The sequence below is a fragment of the Desulfospira joergensenii DSM 10085 genome, from assembly GCF_000420085.1.
GTDB lineage: Bacteria > Desulfobacterota > Desulfobacteria > Desulfobacterales > Desulfobacteraceae > Desulfospira > Desulfospira joergensenii.
The window spans coordinates 807,317-825,291 of record NZ_ATUG01000002.1 but is presented as its reverse complement, the minus strand read 5'-3'; the positions used below and the strand labels follow the sequence as shown (position 1 = coordinate 825,291).

The 17,975-nt window shown below is 54.4% G+C and carries 14 protein-coding genes; 7 read left to right on the top strand and 7 right to left on the bottom strand.

The window, feature by feature from the left end:
* The first annotated feature begins 541 nt into the window (after positions 1-541).
* Together F608_RS0116130 and F608_RS0116125 are read left to right on the top strand one after the other, a co-directional pair.
* The gene (locus tag F608_RS0116130; protein ID WP_022666687.1) at positions 542-1,405 is read left to right on the top strand and encodes a MurR/RpiR family transcriptional regulator; all 864 of its coding nucleotides are present in this window, start codon (positions 542-544) and stop codon (positions 1,403-1,405) included.
* Positions 1,406-1,618: 213 nt separating this feature from the next.
* On the top strand, positions 1,619-3,454 hold the full coding sequence (locus F608_RS0116125) for an ASKHA domain-containing protein (RefSeq protein WP_022666686.1): 1,836 nt from the start codon (positions 1,619-1,621) through the stop codon (positions 3,452-3,454).
* 9 nt (positions 3,455-3,463) lie between these two features.
* On the opposite strand, the gene F608_RS0116120 is transcribed toward F608_RS0116125, so the two are convergent.
* Entirely contained in the window at positions 3,464-3,823 is a 360-nt protein-coding gene (locus F608_RS0116120) for a carboxymuconolactone decarboxylase family protein (RefSeq protein WP_022666685.1), read from the bottom strand.
* Between the two features lie 363 nt (positions 3,824-4,186).
* On the opposite strand from F608_RS0116120, the gene F608_RS0116110 reads away from it, so the two are divergent.
* The gene (locus tag F608_RS0116110; protein WP_022666683.1) at positions 4,187-4,762 is read left to right on the top strand and encodes a lipid-binding SYLF domain-containing protein; all 576 of its coding nucleotides are present in this window, start codon (positions 4,187-4,189) and stop codon (positions 4,760-4,762) included.
* 36 nt (positions 4,763-4,798) lie between these two features.
* Here the strand turns inward: F608_RS0116110 and F608_RS0116105 are convergent, their stop codons facing one another.
* From F608_RS0116105 to F608_RS0116080, 6 genes are all read right to left on the bottom strand, one after another.
* Positions 4,799-6,109 carry a CDP-alcohol phosphatidyltransferase family protein gene (locus tag F608_RS0116105; protein ID WP_022666682.1) on the bottom strand — a complete coding sequence of 437 codons (1,311 nt, stop codon included), beginning with the start codon at positions 6,107-6,109 and terminating at the stop codon, positions 4,799-4,801.
* Positions 6,110-6,418: 309 nt separating this feature from the next.
* Positions 6,419-7,126 carry an ABC transporter ATP-binding protein gene (locus tag F608_RS0116100; protein WP_244154328.1) on the bottom strand — a complete coding sequence of 236 codons (708 nt, stop codon included), beginning with the start codon at positions 7,124-7,126 and terminating at the stop codon, positions 6,419-6,421.
* Positions 7,127-7,142: 16 nt separating this feature from the next.
* A complete protein-coding gene (gene livM / locus F608_RS0116095; RefSeq protein WP_022666680.1) occupies positions 7,143-8,369 on the bottom strand; it encodes a high-affinity branched-chain amino acid ABC transporter permease LivM in 1,227 nt (408 codons plus the stop codon).
* Entirely contained in the window at positions 8,353-9,264 is a 912-nt protein-coding gene (locus F608_RS0116090) for a branched-chain amino acid ABC transporter permease (protein WP_022666679.1), read from the bottom strand. The genes livM and F608_RS0116090 overlap by 17 nt, the downstream gene beginning before the upstream one ends.
* Positions 9,265-9,343: 79 nt before the next feature.
* Complete coding sequence (locus F608_RS0116085; protein WP_022666678.1) at positions 9,344-10,480, bottom strand: branched-chain amino acid ABC transporter substrate-binding protein; 1,137 nt, start codon at positions 10,478-10,480, stop codon at positions 9,344-9,346.
* A 16-nt stretch (positions 10,481-10,496) separates the two neighbouring features.
* Entirely contained in the window at positions 10,497-11,264 is a 768-nt protein-coding gene (locus F608_RS0116080) for an ABC transporter ATP-binding protein (RefSeq protein ID WP_022666677.1), read from the bottom strand.
* Between the two features lie 685 nt (positions 11,265-11,949).
* Here F608_RS0116080 and lexA point away from each other — a divergent pair.
* The 4 genes from lexA to F608_RS32250 are packed head-to-tail and all read left to right on the top strand — an operon-like array spanning position 11,950 to position 17,741.
* Positions 11,950-12,582: a transcriptional repressor LexA gene (gene lexA / locus F608_RS0116075; RefSeq protein ID WP_022666676.1), complete on the top strand. Its 633-nt coding sequence runs from the start codon at positions 11,950-11,952 to the stop codon at positions 12,580-12,582.
* Positions 12,579-13,457 carry a DUF72 domain-containing protein gene (locus F608_RS0116070; RefSeq protein WP_022666675.1) on the top strand — a complete coding sequence of 293 codons (879 nt, stop codon included), beginning with the start codon at positions 12,579-12,581 and terminating at the stop codon, positions 13,455-13,457. The genes lexA and F608_RS0116070 overlap by 4 nt, the downstream gene beginning before the upstream one ends.
* On the top strand, positions 13,433-14,665 hold the full coding sequence (locus tag F608_RS0116065) for a DNA polymerase Y family protein (protein WP_022666674.1): 1,233 nt from the start codon (positions 13,433-13,435) through the stop codon (positions 14,663-14,665). The genes F608_RS0116070 and F608_RS0116065 overlap by 25 nt, the downstream gene beginning before the upstream one ends.
* Before the next feature lie 28 nt (positions 14,666-14,693).
* The gene (locus tag F608_RS32250) at positions 14,694-17,741 is read left to right on the top strand and encodes a DNA polymerase III subunit alpha (RefSeq protein WP_022666673.1); all 3,048 of its coding nucleotides are present in this window, start codon (positions 14,694-14,696) and stop codon (positions 17,739-17,741) included.
* Positions 17,742-17,975: the final 234 nt, after the last annotated feature.

The window sequence follows — 17,975 nt, the reverse complement described above, 5'->3', positions numbered from 1 at the left end:
TCAGGACTATGTCCGGATTCCAACCACTTGATTGAATAATCAATATTCTTCGGACACTCAGATATTCGGATGGTATCCATAATATAAGCAATACCATAGTCCATAATATCTTGGTATACATGCTCGATTTTGAATTTCTTTCACGGTGTTGGATTCTCTTGGCAAGGGTCGCTATTGGCACAAACTAACAGTCAAGGTTTCTTGCATAAACAGCAGCCACCGTTTCCTGAAATGCTTCATGTGAAGCCGGTCAGTCCGGCAGCGGCAGGACAATGTCTGAATCTTTACGGTATCCAAATCCTTTATCCAACCATAGGGCTTATCTATGCCCTGCCTGGGCATCCACTTTAGTCCGGATATTTCATGAAATATCCGGACTAAAACAAACGACAAAAGAAACAAATACTGTCAATTGACGTGAAATCATGTAAAATCCTCCATTCAAGACCACTTCAAGAGTTGATTGTATTAAAAACTTGACATCAAAAGATAAAAATGTAACAAAACCTTTTAAAATATTGCCCGGAATGAAACAGACACCATGACTTCAAAAAACGAATCCCTCCAGACCATTTTAAATGACGCTTATGACACCCTTGCAGGAAAGGGAAAACTCCTGGCTGAATTTGTACTGGCTTCCCCGGACAAGGCTGTTTTCATGACCACACGGCAGCTGGGCGCTGCCGTCGGGGTGAGCGAAGCCACGGTGGTCCGGTTTGTCCGGCAGCTCGGGTTTGAATCCTATGCAAAGTTCATCTCCTCCATCCGGGATCTTATTGACCGGAAATTCACCCTCATGGAAAGGGAAAGAATGTCCCATCCGGTCTCGGGCAGTGAAGACAGGGAGCTGGACCGCCTCATCAACCAGGACATCGCCGACATCAAGGCCATGCATAAGAGGGTGGACCGGGACCAGATAAAGACGATTTCCAGGATATTAAAAGATGCGCCTGCCGTCTATGTCATGGGGGCCCGGCTTTCCTTCTCTACAGCTCATTACATGGGCTGGACCATGGCAAAGATCCGGGAACATGTTCATATCCTCAACGGATCCGACCGGACATCCATGGACCAGATGGTCTTGGCCCCGGAAGGAACGGTGGTCGTAATCATTGCCACCTCAAGGTATCCCAATGAACTCATCCGAATGGGAAAAATCGCCCGGCGGCAAAAATTCAGCCAGATCCTGATCACGGATACCCTGTCCTGCCCCCTGGCACCTTTAAGCGACCAGGTTCTGATTGCCCCCCTGACCACGGTTCCTTTTCTGGGGAATCCCGCCTCCCTGGTCTGTCTGATCCATTATCTGCTCAACTGCCTGGCCGCCGAGATGGGAGAGAATCTCAAGACCCACCAGGAGAAGCTGGAGCAGGCCTACCGGGAGAACGACATCTGGTTCAATTAGAGAAGCGAGATCAGCTAGAACAGGAGTGTGCTGGGCTTTGTGAGCTGGTGGGCTTTTTCCCCGACCGTCCAAACATGGAGCCTTAACAAGGGGCAAAGCTGCTCTCGCTGTTCTCGCTGATGACTGTTCTCGTTTTTTCTGCTTTTTCATTGCCAATCTAACCCATCAGGTATAAAACTTTCCGGTATTTACTTGCAAAAATAAGGATGATCTATGACCGATATATTTCATGAAATACGACTTGAACCCTTTGGAAGAAGGGTACGGGCCCGGGAGGGGCAGACCCTTTTCGAAGCCGGGGTAAACAGCGGCATCCTCCTTCGGTCCGACTGCGGGGAAATGGGAACCTGCGGGAAATGCATGGTCATCGTGGACCGGCCGGAGCATCTCTCCCCCCGGACCGATACCGAGCAGAAGATCCTGAAAAAAAAGGATGATACACACCGCCTGGCCTGCCAGGCCAGGGTGGAAGGGCCTTTGCTGGTTACGGTCCCGGAACATCTTCTCCTCAGGAACGAGGTATACGGAAAAACCGGAATCAAGGGTTTCTTTCCTGTGGATCCGGCGGTGAAACGCCTTCCCATTCCCGCCGCAGACCTTAAGGCGACCCTGAAACAGGCAGAGGAAAGCAAAAGCCCGGTCCTTTCCCAGGCAGATAAAATATCCATGACTGCCAAAACAAAATTTTCAGAGGATCTCAAATTTGAGCCGGCCCTTGCCTTGCGGCAACTCTCCGATCCCGGGGTCCATGACGGGGAGCTCACCCTGATCCGCCATGAAGACAAAGGGGTGGTCTCGGTGAGGGAGGGACTTCACCTGAAAAGCCTTGGACTTGCCTTTGACATCGGTACCACAACCATTGCCGCCTATCTTGCGGATCTTGAAACCGGGGAGATCCTGGTTTCCCGGGCCGTGGTCAATCCCCAGCGGAGGTTCGGAGAGGATGTGATCACCAGAATCTCCGCCGTCAGCGGAAACAAAGAGGTTCTGGGCGCCCAGCAGGCCCTGGCCGTTACCGCCATGAACGATCTCATTGAATCCTGCCTCAAGGCGGCCAAGGCCAAAGCCGAGGACATTGACGACATAACCATTGTGGGCAATACCACCATGGAGCATATCCTTTTCGGCCTGAATCCTCACAGCCTGGGGGTTTTCCCCTATCTGCCGGTCCAGCGCGCAGCCATGCTGACCTCAGCCTCGGACCTGGGACTCAATCTGGATCCCGGGGTTCCGGTTTACTTTTTTCCCGTGATATCCGGATTTCTTGGCGGGGATACCCTGGCCGCCTTCCTGGGAGACCAGGCCCGTACCCGGGAAGAAACCACCCTGATCATCGATATCGGCACCAACGGAGAACTGCTGCTGTGCACTCCGGATCAGATATGGGCCACTAGCTGCGCCACAGGCCCGGCCCTGGAAGGGGCGCAGATCTCCTGCGGCATGAGGGCATCCTCCGGTGCGATCTCCAGGGCCTGGGTGAAGGACGGCCGGCCTGTGTTCGAAACCATTGGGGATGCCCCTCCGGCCGGGATCTGCGGTTCAGGAATCATCGATGTCATGGCAGCCATGCGGCAGCTGGGCATTGTCCTGGAAACCGGCAATTTTGCCCCTGAATTTCCCGGGGTAAGCTGTAATGACCAGGGAATCGGCCAGAAATATTCCCTGCCCGGAACCGGTATAAACATTCAATTAAAGGATATCCGCCAGGTACAGCTGGCCAAGGCCGCCCTTTTTGTGGGCATAGAGTCGATTATCAAAAAATCCCGGGTTCCCCGGGTGGACCGGACCGTTCTCACCGGGGCATTCGGCGCCCGGTTTGACTGGAAAAAGGCCGTGGACATCGGCATGCTGCCCCTGTCTCTGTGTAAAGGCAGGGTCGAGAGTGCGGAAAACCTGGCCGGGACCGGGGCGATCATGGCCCTGCTGGACAAAGGCAGGAGAAAAGAGATTGAGGCCCTGGCCGGTCAGATAAACTTTTTGGATCTTTCCACGGAACCTGATTTTGTGATGGAGTTTGCCGAGGCCACCCGGTTCCCGGAGCTCAACTGATTGGGATGTTTACCTGTTTTTTTCTTTAAAATACTCCAGAGCGGTTAAAACAAACCGGGCATATGCCCCGGCCTGGCCACCGCCCATTTCAATGGCCACGTCAATGGTTTCATAGATCTCCTCCTCTGCGGCACCGGCCTGGAGGGCTTGATCCAGGTGCCATTCCATGCAGGGTTCGCACTTGGTCACGATGGAGATGGATAAGGCCATCAACTCCTTTGTCTTTTTATTGAGGGCCCCGTCTTTAAACGCCTTTTCCTCCAGTTCAAGAAAGGGCTTATACGTCTTTACATGTTTGAGAAATTGAAGATGCCGCTTTTTCCGGTCTTTGATGCTCTGTTCGATTTTTTTAAAGTTCAGATTCGACATGATCTCCTCCCAGATTTTGTAAAGATATCAACAGGCAGGTATGGTCCAAACTCCTGACACCTGTTTGGGTGAAAGACAGGGACATCCGATATCTTCCCGGCACCCTGACTGGGCAGTCCTTCAAATATTTTTCACCATAGTACCGGCTGAAAACAGGGAAGTAAATCCAAAATTGAAGGCCGGGTTCCCCGAAAATTGTATCTGGAACATCCCCTGGAATCGGCCAAACCCAAATTCCCATAACAGCAAAGGACCGTCCAGCCTTGGGTCTGCGGCCGGGGAAAAAAAATCCTTGAAACCCGGACCGGCTGTGCTTAAAGTTACGGGGTAGTCAACACAAAATCCTAAATAAGGGGAACAAGCATGAAGCGGTTTTTATCCGGTTTACTTTTGATGATGATTTTATTGGCGACCTCTGTTTTCAGCCCGGCATTTGCCGATGAATACACCCACACCCTTTCCATATTCAAAAACTCCCCGGCGGTTCAGCCCTTTTTTAAAGATGCCTACGGGTATACAATTTTCCCCACCATAGGAAAAGCCGGTTTTGTGGTGGGCGGGGCCTTTGGAAAAGGCCAGGTCTACAAGCACGGAGCCCTCACCGGAACGGTGACCCTGTCCAGGGTCAGCGTGGGCTTTCAGATCGGGGGTCAGGCCTTTTCCGAGATGATCTTTTTCCAGGACAAAAGGGCCTATGACGAATTCACCAGCGGCACTTTTGAATTTGACGCCTCAGCCTCGGCCGTGGCCATCACCGCAGGGGCCCAGGCAAAGGCCGGAACCGAAGGAGCCACAGCCGGAGCCAGTGCAGGGCCTGCCACCGGGGTCCAGGCCGAGACCCATTACCGCAAGGGAATGGCCATATTTGTCCATACCAAGGGCGGGCTCATGGCTGAATTTTCCGTGGGGGGCCAGAAATTCGAATTTTCTTCCCTCTAGGCCGGGCGCCTTATCCAAAACGGCCCGGGAGACAGGCTAGGATCCTTGATTTTCCCGGGCCCGGGACAGGATTGCCCTTCCCACAAACATGTAGACAATTACCGCGCCAAGGATCAGGTAACCGAACATCTGGATATCCCGGGTCTTAAAGAGATAGGCCAGGGTGATGATGATGGAGGCACTGATCAGGAAAAAAACAGGCTTTGGCACCTGCTTTAGAATCACCCGGCCGAAGTGGGCAAACCGGACATGACTGACCATGAGGCCCACGGAAACCAGGGTGTGGATCCACAATACGGCCGGACCCGCCACCAGGGCCGCCCCCAGAACCAGCAGGGCGCCTGCAGGGCTGGGAAGTCCGTTGAATACGCCTTCGGGCAGATCGTTCCGCTTTTTATCCACCCGGACAAACCGGGCCAGGCGGAAGGCCACCCCCAGGATAAATACGGCAGCCACCAGCCAGGAGAATCTCCCCCCGCCGGACTGTACGACCACATAGGCCGGTGCCAGGCCGAAACTGACGAAATCGGCAATATCATCCATCAGGGGACCGTACTTGGTTCCGCCGTGTTTTAAGGCCATTCTTCCGTCAAACAGATCAAAGAGCTGGCCCATGATGATGATGCAGATGGCCCGGACAAAATACCCGTTCTGGGTCAGAACAAGACTGATAACACCGCAGCAGAAGTTCAGGGAAGACAGAATATCGGCGTAGAGACGGTTGGGAATGAATTTAAAGGCCATGGAGGCCGTGGAAAGGATAATGGCGGCCAGAAGAATCGTATCGGCCATATTGATGATGATCTCGGGATTCTTGTCGATGAGGGCGCACAGGATCACCAGTCCAAAGCAGATAATGGCCTTGATTTTCCCGAAGTTGTTGGCCGCACCGGACCGTTTCAACCACCCAAGGATATGCCGGGCAAAGAACTGGCCTGAGAACTCCACTGCAACCAGTATCCAGACCAGCTTCACCGATACAATGCCCGAATAGGCGAACCCGATCATGGGCGGCAGATAGGTGAGCTTGTCACACAGGGGGTCGAGCCACTCTCCCCAGCGGGAAACCAGGTTGCATCTTCTTGCCACCAGTCCGTCCACCCCGTCCAGGATGGCGGCAAAGGTATAGACAAATATGGCGGCGGACTGGTAGGGAGAAAAAAAATAGAGGAAAAATCCCATTCCGGCCACGGCCGTCCGCCAATAGCAGATTGAATTGGGGTGAAGCAACCATTGATGGGACAGGACATAGTCCCGGACAGGTTGTTTTTTGAGTGCCAGGGAAAACCAGAAGAAAAACCCCGTCCCCACCGCGGCGGACAGACTGATAACCAAAACCCGTTCCATTTATAATCCTCAGCTGACTTTTATATTTATTCCCATACGCTTAGTTGAAAAAGCCCATTCTATTCATTGCAGGTTTCTTTATCATGATTTGGGAATGAAATTAAGCAAAACAATAAAAAACCGGTTCCGGAGTATGGTGCTCCGGAACCGGTTGATGCGGCAATGAAATTTTGTTATTTCCCAACTCTATTTGAACGAAAACTTGCCCAGGCGCAAGGAATTTTAAGACCGGAGTGTACTGGAGTACATGAGGATCTTAAAATTTCCGCAGCAACGCCGTAGATGGGTGAGTTTTCGCTCAAATGCGGATTATTCCCCCAGATAGGCTTCCCTGATCTTGGGATTTTCCATCAGGGCAGAGGCCTTGTCCTCCAGGGTAATTTCCCCGGTTTCCACCACATAGCCTCTCGATGCTGCCTGGAGGGCCAGGTTGGCATTCTGTTCCACCAGAAGGATGGTGGTGCCCTCTTCCCTGTTAATGGTTGCAATGATATCAAAGATCTGCTGGATGATGATGGGCGCCAGTCCCAGTGAGGGTTCATCCAGAAGCAGGAGCTTGGGTTTGGTCATCAGGGCCCTGGCAATGGCCAGCATCTGCTGCTCCCCGCCGGACAGGGTTCCCCCCTCCTGTCTGCGCCGTTCCCCCAGGATGGGAAAGAGGTCGTAGGCATGTTGGATATCCTTGGCGATCCCCTCCTTGTCGTTCCGGTAAAAGGCTCCGAGGATCAGATTTTCTTCCACAGAGAGCCTGGGGAAAATCCGTCGTCCTTCGGGCACCTGACACAGACCCATGGTGGGAAGTTTTTCAGGGGAAACCTTATTGATCCGCTGTCCCTCATAGAAGATCTCTCCCTTTTCCGCGCTCACAATCCCGCAGATGGTCATCAGGGTCGTTGACTTACCGGCCCCGTTGGCACCGATAATGGCCACGATCTCGCCGGGTATGACCTTCAGAGAAACCCCTTTCAGGGCCTTGATGGACCCGTATCCGGAGTGGACATTCTTTAATTCAAGAATCGGTTGCATACCTCTTTTATCCCTCCTTTTCTTCGGACCGGGTGCCCATGCGCTTGGCCGGGATCAAACCGGCCGGCCTGAACAGCATCATGATGATCATGGTGGCGCCGAATACCAGCATTCTATATGCCTCAAGTTCACGGAAGACCTCGGGCAGGGCGATAAGGGCCACAACCCCCAGGACAATTCCCGGAATGGAACCCATTCCCCCCAGGACCACCATGCACAATACCATGGCCGATTCAAGGAAGGTGAAACTTTCAGGACTGACAAATTTCATCCGGGCGGCAAAAAAGGCTCCGGCAAGCCCGGCAAAGGCTGCCCCTGTGGCATAGGCCAAAAGCTTGTATATAAAGGTATTCACCCCCATGAGTTCAGCGGCGGTCTCATCCTCCCGGATGGATTCCCAGGCCCGTCCCACCCGGGACATGTTGAGGCGCTGAACGCCGACGGCGGTGAAGACGGCCAATCCTAAGGCAAAGTAGTAGAAAAGCTGAAGTTTCTTCACCCACATGGTTTCAAAGGAGATCCCGTCTTCAAATAAAATCCTGAAAAAACCGACCCGGTCGATCCCCAGGATTCCATTGGGTCCGTTGGTCAGTTCCATCCAGTTGTTCAGGATGATCCGGATGATCTCCCCGAATCCCAGGGTTACGATGGCCAGGTAATCCCCTCTCATGCGCAGGGTCGGATATCCCACGAGACTGCCTACGATGCAGGCAAAGACCCCGGCAAAGGGCAGGCAGACCCAGAAAGAGAGGCCGTATACCGTATTGAGCAGGGCGTATGTGTAGGCACCCACTCCGTAAAAGGCGATATACCCCAGATCGAGCATCCCGGCCAGGCCCACCACCACATTCAGGCCCAGACCCAGACAGATATAGAGCAGCACATTAATGGCTACGTCCGTTCCGTACCGGCCGGCAAACTGGGGATAGATGCATGCCAGAACCAGGATCAGGAGAATCCAGACCCAGGAGGGCAGGGTGGAGCCGGCCGATTTCATGCCGGTGGCCGCCCTGGACAGGGGATCTGAAATAAAGGTCAGAGACCCGCTGTTCTTCATCACGTAAATCACCAGGCAGACAAAGGAGCCTGCCAGCAGATAGCTCCAGACCGTCAATGTATTCTGAAAGGTCAGGGTGCCGTCGGGATGGATCCCCAGCATGGGCCATATCAGCCCCAGAAGCCAGAGCATGCCGATGGCATAAGGTTTCCAGACTTTTTTAAACTCTTGTATCATCGATATTCTCGCCCATAATTCCGGTGGGTTTAAAATAAAGCACGCCTATCAGAATGATAAACGCAAACACGTCCTTGTACTCGCCCGAGAGGTAGCCGGCACCGAAGATTTCCACCATCCCGATGATCAGTCCCCCCAGCATGGCGCCGGTAATGTTCCCGATCCCGCCGAGAACGGCAGCGGCAAAGGCCTTGATCCCGGGTACAAACCCCATGTCATACTTGACCGACCCGTAGTACAGTCCGTACATGATGCCGGCGGCGGCAGCCAGGCCCGCACCAATGGCAAAGGTCAGGGAGATGATCTTGTTGGAACCGATGGCCACCAGGGCGGACATGGTCTTGTCCTGGGCCGTGGCCCGCATGGCCATGCCGATCTTGGTTTTGAACACCAGAAGGTTGAGACCCACCAACAGGAGAGCGGTAAGGGAGACAATGGTAATCTGGAGATAGGAGATGGAGATCATGCCAAAGTCGAACCGGCCCTGGAAGAGCTCACTGGGATAGACCGCATCATAAACCCCCCGGGTCAGCATCATGCCGTTGGACAGGAAAATGGACATGCCCAGGGCCGACAATAGGGCGGCCAGCCTGGATTCCTTCCGCAGGGGTTTGTATGCGATTTTTTCGACTCCGATGGCCAGGTAGGCGCAATAGGCCATGGAGATCAAAAAGGCTCCGGTCAGACAGAGCACCGGGTGGGAGTCCATATACCCGATACCTGCAAGATAGCCCAGGGCAATGGCCCCCACGTACCCTCCGGCGGCAAAGAACTCGCCGTGGGCAAAGTTGATGAGCTGGATCACACCGTATACCATGGTATATCCCAGGGCGATGAGGGCATACATTCCGCCTAAGGTCAATCCGTTAATCAACTGCTGAATAAAATATTCCATATATGTATTTTCTTAAGGTCTTGGTGTGGGAAGAAATGCGGCTGATGCGTATTGCATCAGCCGCATTATATTACTTCGTTTACTTGATCAGGCCGTTGACGGGTTCCCAGTAAGGGATAAACTTGTCATCAACCACTTTAAAGGCGATATAGGAGGAACCGGAGTCTCCGTTGGCCCGGAACTTGACATGCTTGGCAACACCCTGGAAATCGAGCTTCATCAGCTCTGCCTTGACTTTGGCAGAATCGGTGGTACCGGCAGCCTTGATGGCCTTAAGAAGGGCAGTGGCCGCATCGTAGGCATAGGTGGCATAGGCGGCAATCTTGCCGTACTTGGGTACATACCTTTCTTCAAAGGCCTTGTATTCCGGAGTGGAAGGATCTGTATACCCGTAGGTCAGGTAAACCCCCTGGGAGGCTTCCTTGGCCACTTCCATGAACTTGGGCTGAAACACGGCGTCCTGGGTAACGATCTGGGATTTCATACCCAGACGTTTGGCCTGGAGAGTCATCATGGCAGCCGGGGAAAATCCCTGGAGGGACATGTAGAAGATATCGGCATCTTTCTGTTTGGCCATGGTGAGGATGGCGGAGAAGTCCTTGTCTCCCTGGTTTACATGCTCGTGGGAAACCACTTCCATGCCCATGGATTTGGCAGCCTTGGAAACACCGTCGGCCAGACCCTGGGAATAGGTGGTTTTGTCATCCACGATAAAGATGGTTTTCGCGCCCAGGGCTTCTTTCATGAACTTGGCAGCTGCCGGGGCCTGGTCGTCGTCACGGCCGCACATCCTGAACATGTAGGGAAGTCCGCGGTCGGTAACCTTTTCATTGGTGGAGGCCGGGGTGATCATGATGATGTCTTCTTCATCCAGAACGTCGGAAGACGGAATGGTGGAGGAAGAGCAATAGGCGCCGATAACGCCGGCAACCTCAAGGTTGATAAGCTTGTTGGCCGAAGCAACCGCCTGTCTGGGATCGCAGGCCGTATCCTGGGGGAAAAGCTGAATCTTATCATACCCCGGGATCCCGCCCTGTTCCATAAATACGTCAATGGCGGTGAGAACACCGTTTTTAATGTCTGTACCGTCAGAGGCATAGGGACCGGTGAGGGGGCTCATGGAGCCGATTTTCAAGGTTTTTGCATAGACTGAACCGAACAGGAACGGAACCAGGATCAGTCCCATGACCATAATAGAAACAATTCTTTTTTTCATCTTTTCCTCCTAAACATTACTGGTTGGCAGGCTGACCAAGATACGCCTCAATCACCTTTGGATTATTCTGAATTTCCTGGGAATCTCCTTCGGCAATTTTCACACCATGATCAACACAAACGATATGATCACACACACCCATGACCACTTTCATATCGTGCTCCACCAGGAGCACGTCAATTCCTAACTCTTTTATACGCGCAATGTCATGCATCAGCTCAGAGGATTCGGACGGGTTCATACCGGCTGCGGGCTCGTCCAGGAGCAGAACCTTGGGCTCCGAAGCAATGGCCCTGGCAATCTCCAGCCTTCGCTGGAGGCCGTAGGGAAGGTTGGATGCCACATCATCTGCATAGGAATCCACACCCATGAAGGTCAGGGCCTCCATGGCCTTGTCTCGGATACGGGCCTCTTCCCGTTTCTGGGACGGGGTCCGGAGAATGGATCCCACGATCCCCTTTGAGGCCCTGCAGTGCCGGGCCACCATGGCGTTTTCCACGGCTGTCATGGCGGAAAAAAGGCGGATATTCTGAAAGGTCCGGGCAATTCCCATCTCAAAGATGGTATAGGGACGGTTGCCCAGGATGGATTTCCCGTCAAAGACCACATCTCCTTCGGATGCCTTGTACACACCGGTAAGAACATTGAAAACCGTTGTCTTGCCCGCGCCGTTGGGCCCGATAAGCCCCACGACCCGGCCGTTTCCGATGGTAAAACTCAAATCGGACAAGGCCAGGAGCCCGCCAAACCTTACACTGATATTTTTCAGTTCTAATTGTGCCATAAAAAAATTTTCAATCCGTTAATTTGCCGTCCTGATATTTTTACGATTCCGCCAGACCTCTCAAGCGCCCCAAAAGGGCTTCCATAGCCTGATTGTAGCTTTCTGTAGCCCATATATTTTTTAATGTCAACCCCCAAAAAAAGGCCGTTTTACTGCAAAAAAAGCCGAAACCTAAGCCAGAACCGGGATTGAAAATCAAAATGGTCTAACCATTTTCTTTCCAAATCCGTAAAAATCTCCTGACCCGCGTTTACCTGCATAACGGTTTTGATTTTTAGCAATTCTGATACCAGCCTGGAAGCAATTCTTGCCTCTTATTATAACCCCCCTGATTTCCAGGAAATTTTTAAATTGTCTTTTTTATTGATCATCTATTTTTAATATCCAAGGGCTAAAAGTTTCAAATATGTCGATTTTAATCCGGATATCTATGACGTTTTTGAAATAATCACATATTCCGACCAAGCCGAATAAGGCATTTTGGTTTCTCTATCCATAAGGATGAGGGCACAATTTACGTTTTTGTTCTTTCTTCCCGACAATCCAGACCCAAGCCCTTAAAGCCCGGCCCGTCCATGGACACCCCCCATTCCAGCCTTAAACATAAACTTAACTATTCATTTACATTTACATTGACATTATTTTAATATTTTGCGACACTGGGCCAAAATGAAGAGGAGCTCCCATGAAAAGACACCCCCTGACCCCCAAACAGCGGACCGTGTTTGAATACCTGAAACAGGCCGTTCAACAAACCGGAACCGCCCCCAGTCTCAGGGCGGCGGCAGCCGATCTTTCCACCAGCCATGCCGCCGTGGCCCAGATTCTAAAAACCCTTGAAGACAAACAATATATCCGCCGTCAAGGCCGCTATTCCAGGACCATCCACATCCTTGACCCTTCCGGAGACCCCGCCCTCCAGCACCGGCAGGTCCCGATCATCGGAAACATCACCGCCGGCCTGCCCATGTACGCCCAGCAGGAATGGGAGGGATCCATCCTGGTGGATGCCGCCCTTTATCCGGACCCGGACCTGTTTGCCCTGAGGGTTCACGGCTTCTCCATGAAAGATGCCGGAATCCTTGACCAGGATATCGCCATCTGCCGGCCCCGGCAGTATGCACGGGACCGGGAAATCATCGTGGCCCTGATCCACAGCGAAGAGGCCACGGTGAAACGCTTCTTTCTCCACAGGGACGGGATCGAACTGAGGCCGGAAAACCCGGAGTTCCGGCCCCGGGTGTACGATTTTGATGAGGTCCTGGTCCAGGGCAAAGTCATCGGAATTATCCGGCCGCCCCAGGGGATGGAGATATGACCCCGGCGAGAGCGGCGGAAAAGGTCATCTGCGGGAACAGCAAAACCCCCCACGGACCCGAGATTCTGGTGGGGACCAGCGGGTATTCCTACGGGGAATGGGTGGATTCCGGGTTCTACCCTGCCGGCACCCACTCTGCCGACATGCTTCCCCGGTATGCCGGAGTCTTCAGGGCCACCGAACTCAACTACACCTGGTACCAGATGCCCAAGGCCCCGGCCATGGAGCGCATGTGCTCCCGGGTGGATGCCGGGTTCAGGTTTGCCGCCAAACTGACCCGGACCCTGACCCATGAAGTCCGGCAAAACCAGTGGAAAGAGGAGGCCAGACAATATTGCCGGGGAATCGCTCCGTTAAAAGCTTCGGGCAGGCTTTTATGCGTACTGATCCAGCTCCCCCCGTACTTCAGGCGGACCCCGGAGTCCCGGCAATACCTTGCCGCCCTTCTGGATGAACTGACGGAAACCGCCGGCCTTCCCCTGGCCGTGGAGTTCCGCCACGACTCCTGGGTCAATGAAAAGGTCTTTTCCGAACTTGAACGGCGCCGGGTCACCCTGGTCACCGTGGACTGCCCCAGACTGCCCCCTTTGTTTCCCAGGCTGGACCGGATCACCAATCCCGATCTTTTTTATGTCCGGTTCCACGGCAGGAATTGCAAAGGATGGGGATCCGGAAGCATGCAGCACCAGTTTGACTACAATTATTCAGATCCGGAGCTTGAGGAATGGACCGGATTCATCGCCCGGAAACTGAGTTCCAAAGCCTCCCGGGGCGCCCTCTTTTTCAACAACCATGTCCGGGGCCAGGCCCCGGCCAACGCCCGGAAACTGATCTCTCTGCTGGAAAAATCATGGAACGATCCATCATCCACCTGAACGTGGCCGACTTTGCCGCAGCCATTGAAACCGGCATCTCGCCGGGGCTGAAAAATCACCCCTTTATCATCGCCCCCCTGGGAACCCCCAGGGCCCGGGTCTTTGATATGAACGATCCGGCCTTCAGGGAAGGCATCCGAAAGGGAATGGATCTGGCCCGGGCCAGGCGCATGACCCCCGGCATCAAAATCCTGCCGCCCAAATTCAACCGGTATGAACAGGCCATGGGCCAGATCACCCAAAAGGCCCTGGCCTATACCCCCCGGGTGGAACCGGGCCGGGCAGACGGCCATATCTTCCTGGACATGACCGGCACATCCAGGCTTTTCGGTCCGCCCGTGGACGTAGCCTTCCGTCTGAGAAAAGCCCTTCAGCGGGACCTGGGCCTGGACCCCATCTGGGCCCTGGCCACCACCAGAATCGTGGCCAAGGTGGCCACCCGTTTGGTCAAGCCCCTGGGAGAGTATATAGTGGCGCCGGGTGAAGAGGCGGATTTTCTGGAGCCCCTTTCCCTTTCCCTGGTTCCCGGTATTGACCGGGAGGAGCTGGAAACCCTTACCACATTCAACCTGTCCCGGGTCTCCCAGCTCCGTCTTTTAAGCCCGGCACAGCTGGAGATCCCTTTTCCCGGGAGATCCCGCCGGATCCATGACCTGATCCGGGGCATTGATCCGGAACCGGTTTCCCCAGCCCAGACCCCGGGGACGAAAAATTTCATCCGGACCGGCCGGGAATTCGGCCAGGACACCAATGACCCCGCTGACCTTCGATCCGCCCTTTACGAAATGGTGGAAGAGATCTGTACAGACCTCAGAAGACGGAACATGGCCGGCAGATCCGCCGAAATCATCCTGTCCTATTCCGACGGAATCCAGGGCCGGGCCGCCGGGAAACTCTCCACCACCCTTGAACCGGCCATGTTCAAAATCTGCGACCAGATCCTGATCCGGGCATGGGCCCGGCGGGTGAGGATACGCCACATGGAACTGATCTGCACAAAAGGCCCGGCCCGCCCCGTACAGGACTCCCTGTTCAGGAAGAAGTCCAAGCAGGACTCCCAGGAGAACATTTCCAGGGCCCTGGACAAAATCCGGGCCCGGTTCGGTCCCGGCATCGTCCGGACCGGCCTGACCCTGGACCGTTCCGGTCAGGTGAATAGGCTGAAGGTATTCAGGAAAAAATCCTTCGGCCTTCAGTCTTCAGCCTAAAAAGCCCATGAAAAACAAGAAGCCCCCTATGATCCCCCTGTGTGTCCGGTCCCACTACTCCCTGATGTGGGCCACCCCGTCCATCAAAAACCTGTGTAACCACGCCGCCCGCCTGGGGTATGACCGCCTGGCCCTCACCGACACGGACAATCTTTACGGGATGTGGTCCTTTATCACGGAATGCCGCCATCACGGCATCTCCCCGATTATCGGGGCTGAAATCACGGATCCCAACACTCCCCACAGGGCCGTCTGCCTGGCCAAAACCCGGAAAGGATTCAGCAATCTGACCCGGCTTTTGACCCGGCGCCACAGGGAGCCGGATTTCAGGCTCAAAGACCGGCTGCCCGAATTTGGCCGGGGCCTCCTGGTCCTGACCAAATCCCCGGCTCTCCTGGCCTCCTGGCACGATCAGGGTGTGGATTTGGCCGCCCACATTCCCCGGACCCCCTCTCCGGGCCACAGGGAACTCTGCCGGACCGCACAGAAACGGAACCTCCCGGTAACGGCCAGCCCGGGCAGTTTTTTTCTCCATCCCGGCGATCACCCCCTTCACACCCTGGTCCGGACCATTGATAAAAAGAGTTGCCTAGGCCGGCTGTCCCGGGCAGATCAGGTTCCGGCCAATGCCTTCCTGGGTTCCCCGGACCTGTACTTCCGGCGATTCCAGACCCTTGCCCAGACCCTTGCCGCCAGCCGGGACCTGGCGGAAAGAATCGAATTTCAGGGGCCGGACTTCGGCATTGTCATGCCCCCCCTCCAGGGGGAGACCCGGCCGGCCTCCCTGGTATTGAGGGAAAAGACCCTTGAGGGGGCTGCCGGACGGTATGGCCGCCCCCTGCCCCTGAAAGCGGCCGAGAGAATCGACCATGAACTGGCCATTATCCAAGAGAAAAATTTCTGCCAATACTTCCTGGTGGTCCAGGATATCGTGTCAAGAGCCTCCCGGATCTGCGGGCGGGGATCAGGTGCGGCATCCATTGTGGCCTATTGTCTCAGGATCACCAATGTCTGCCCCATCAAACACAACCTCTACTTTGAGCGGTTTTTAAATCCGGACCGCAAAGATCCTCCGGACATTGACATTGATTTTGCATGGGATGAACGGGATCTGATCCTGGACCGGGTCCTTAAAAAATTTTCAGGGCACAGCGCCATGGTCGCAAGCCATATCCTGTTCCAGCCCAGGATGGCGGTCCGGGAAACGGCCCGGGTCTTCGGCCTGCCCGACCCGGAGATCTCCCGGGTGTCCAAACGGCTGCCCTGGTTCTGGCACCAGGACCAGGCAGACCAGGGCCTGCTGGAGGCTGTCCGCAAAGACCCGAAGTTCAGGTTCATGGAGTTTCCGGAGCCCTGGCCAAAGATCATGGCCTTTGCCCAGGCCCTTACCGGAACCCCCAGGCATTTGTCCGTCCATCCCGGCGGCATCGTAATCACCCCGGAACCCATGGATCATTATGTGCCAATCCAGACCGCTCCCAAGGGCGTCCCCCTGATCCAGTGGGACAAGGACGGGGCCGAGGCCGCCGGCCTGGTCAAGATTGATCTTCTGGGCAATAGGAGCCTGGGGGTGATCCGGGACACCGTGACCTCCATCCGGACGGAAACGGGAAAATTTGACGACTTTGACCTCATGGATCCGGAAGATGACTTTGAGACCCAGCAGACCGTGGCCCAGGGCCACACCATGGGCTGTTTCTACATTGAAAGCCCGGCCACCCGCCTGCTCCAGAAAAAATCCAAGATAGGAGATTTCGACCATGTGGTCATCCATTCCTCCATCATCCGGCCGGCTGCCAACGACTATATCAAAATCTACCTTGAACGCCTCCACACCGGAGTCTGGGAGCCTATCCATCCCCTGATCGGGGATCTTCTGGACGAGACCTTCGGCATCATGGTCTATCAGGAAGATGTGTCCCGGGTGGCCGTAAAAATGGCCGGATTCAGCCATGCAAAGGCGGACGGCCTGCGCAAAATCATGTCCAAAAAGGACAAGACCCGGGAACTGGCAGATTATTTTCAGCAGTTTTCCATGGGAGCGGCCCAAAAAGGCGCATCCCCCCGGGATATCCAGAAGGTCTGGGAAATGATCGTCAGCTTTTCAGGCTACTCCTTTTGCAAGCCCCATTCTGCCTCCTATGCCCGGATTTCTTTCCAGGCGGCATATCTGAAAACCCATTATCCGGCCCCGTTCATGGCCGCCGTGATCAGCAACCAGGGCGGATTTTACTCTGCCTTTGCCTATGTATCCGAGGCCAGGCGGCTGGGGCTGACTATCCTTGCGCCGGACATCCTGGAAAGTGATATCCCCTGGAAGGGACGGGGGCAGACCCTCCGGGTGGGCCTCATGGCCATAAAAAATCTTTCCGGATCGGCCATGGAGCAGATCCTAACCGAGAGAAAAAAAGCGGATTTTACCGGCCTGGAAGACTTCCTGGACCGGGTCCGGCCCCGGAGGGACGATGCCAGGGCCCTGATCCACAGCGGCAGCCTGGACCGGTTCAGGCAGGGGCAAAGCCGGGGGGTACTTTCATGGGCCTTTGCATGCTGGCACAGCCGGAGCAAAGACCCGGGCCCGGCCCTGTTTCCCGTGCCGGGCCCGGCGCCCGACCTGCCCGACCTGCCCCCGGACAAATCCCTGGACATTCTTCAACAAGAATTCTCAGCGCTGGGATTCCTATGCGATTCCCACCCCATTCTTCTCTACAGAGAGTCGGTTGAACGGGAAAACACGGTCAAGGCAGATCATCTGCCCGGCCATATCGGTAAAACCGTAAAATTCGCCGGATGGCTGATCTCCGGGAAGACCGTCCAGACAAAGCAGGGAGACCCCATGAAATTTCTCACCTTTGAAGATGAAACCGGCCTGGTGGAAACGGTTTTCTTTCCCGGGCCCTATGCCCGGTTCTGCCATATGCTCGATTACGGCCGGCCCTATCTTCTCAGGGGAAAGGTTGAATCGGACTGGGGAGCCGTCACCCTGACCGTGACCTCCACCCGGCCCATGGATAAAATACAAAAATGTAAATTATCCGACTCCTATTTTCCCTCCAACGCCCGGCTAAAAAGATGATTTTCTTTTTAATTGATATTTAATTTAAGAAAAATATTTTTTATTACAAAAATGGATCCTAAAACAAACTCTTATTTTACATATTTGTAATTAAATTTCCCTTTTTTACCCTACTTTCTGTATCCCCGGCTACGCCCTTAAAAAAAACTCTTTAAATTCAAGATCTTAAAAATGTATTTAAAATTCCAAGGTTCTGTGGCACACCCCTTGCTCCATGGAGAGTGGGAAAATGGA

Excerpts from the sequence above, each read along its gene's own strand:
- F608_RS0116110 (WP_022666683.1), top strand. The coding sequence starts at position 4,187 with ATGAAGCGGTTTTTATCCGGTTTACTTTTGATGATGATTTTATTGGCG.
- livM (WP_022666680.1), bottom strand. The coding sequence starts at position 8,369 with ATGATACAAGAGTTTAAAAAAGTCTGGAAACCTTATGCCATCGGCATG.
- F608_RS0116105 (WP_022666682.1), bottom strand. The coding sequence starts at position 6,109 with ATGGAACGGGTTTTGGTTATCAGTCTGTCCGCCGCGGTGGGGACGGGG.
- F608_RS32250 (WP_022666673.1), top strand. The coding sequence starts at position 14,694 with ATGATCCCCCTGTGTGTCCGGTCCCACTACTCCCTGATGTGGGCCACC.
- F608_RS0116130 (WP_022666687.1), top strand. The coding sequence starts at position 542 with ATGACTTCAAAAAACGAATCCCTCCAGACCATTTTAAATGACGCTTAT.
- F608_RS0116120 (WP_022666685.1), bottom strand. The coding sequence starts at position 3,823 with ATGTCGAATCTGAACTTTAAAAAAATCGAACAGAGCATCAAAGACCGG.
- lexA (WP_022666676.1), top strand. The coding sequence starts at position 11,950 with ATGAAAAGACACCCCCTGACCCCCAAACAGCGGACCGTGTTTGAATAC.
- F608_RS0116065 (WP_022666674.1), top strand. The coding sequence starts at position 13,433 with ATGGAACGATCCATCATCCACCTGAACGTGGCCGACTTTGCCGCAGCC.
- F608_RS0116085 (WP_022666678.1), bottom strand. The coding sequence starts at position 10,480 with ATGAAAAAAAGAATTGTTTCTATTATGGTCATGGGACTGATCCTGGTT.
- F608_RS0116125 (WP_022666686.1), top strand. The coding sequence starts at position 1,619 with ATGACCGATATATTTCATGAAATACGACTTGAACCCTTTGGAAGAAGG.
- F608_RS0116080 (WP_022666677.1), bottom strand. The coding sequence starts at position 11,264 with ATGGCACAATTAGAACTGAAAAATATCAGTGTAAGGTTTGGCGGGCTC.
- F608_RS0116070 (WP_022666675.1), top strand. The coding sequence starts at position 12,579 with ATGACCCCGGCGAGAGCGGCGGAAAAGGTCATCTGCGGGAACAGCAAA.
- F608_RS0116090 (WP_022666679.1), bottom strand. The coding sequence starts at position 9,264 with ATGGAATATTTTATTCAGCAGTTGATTAACGGATTGACCTTAGGCGGA.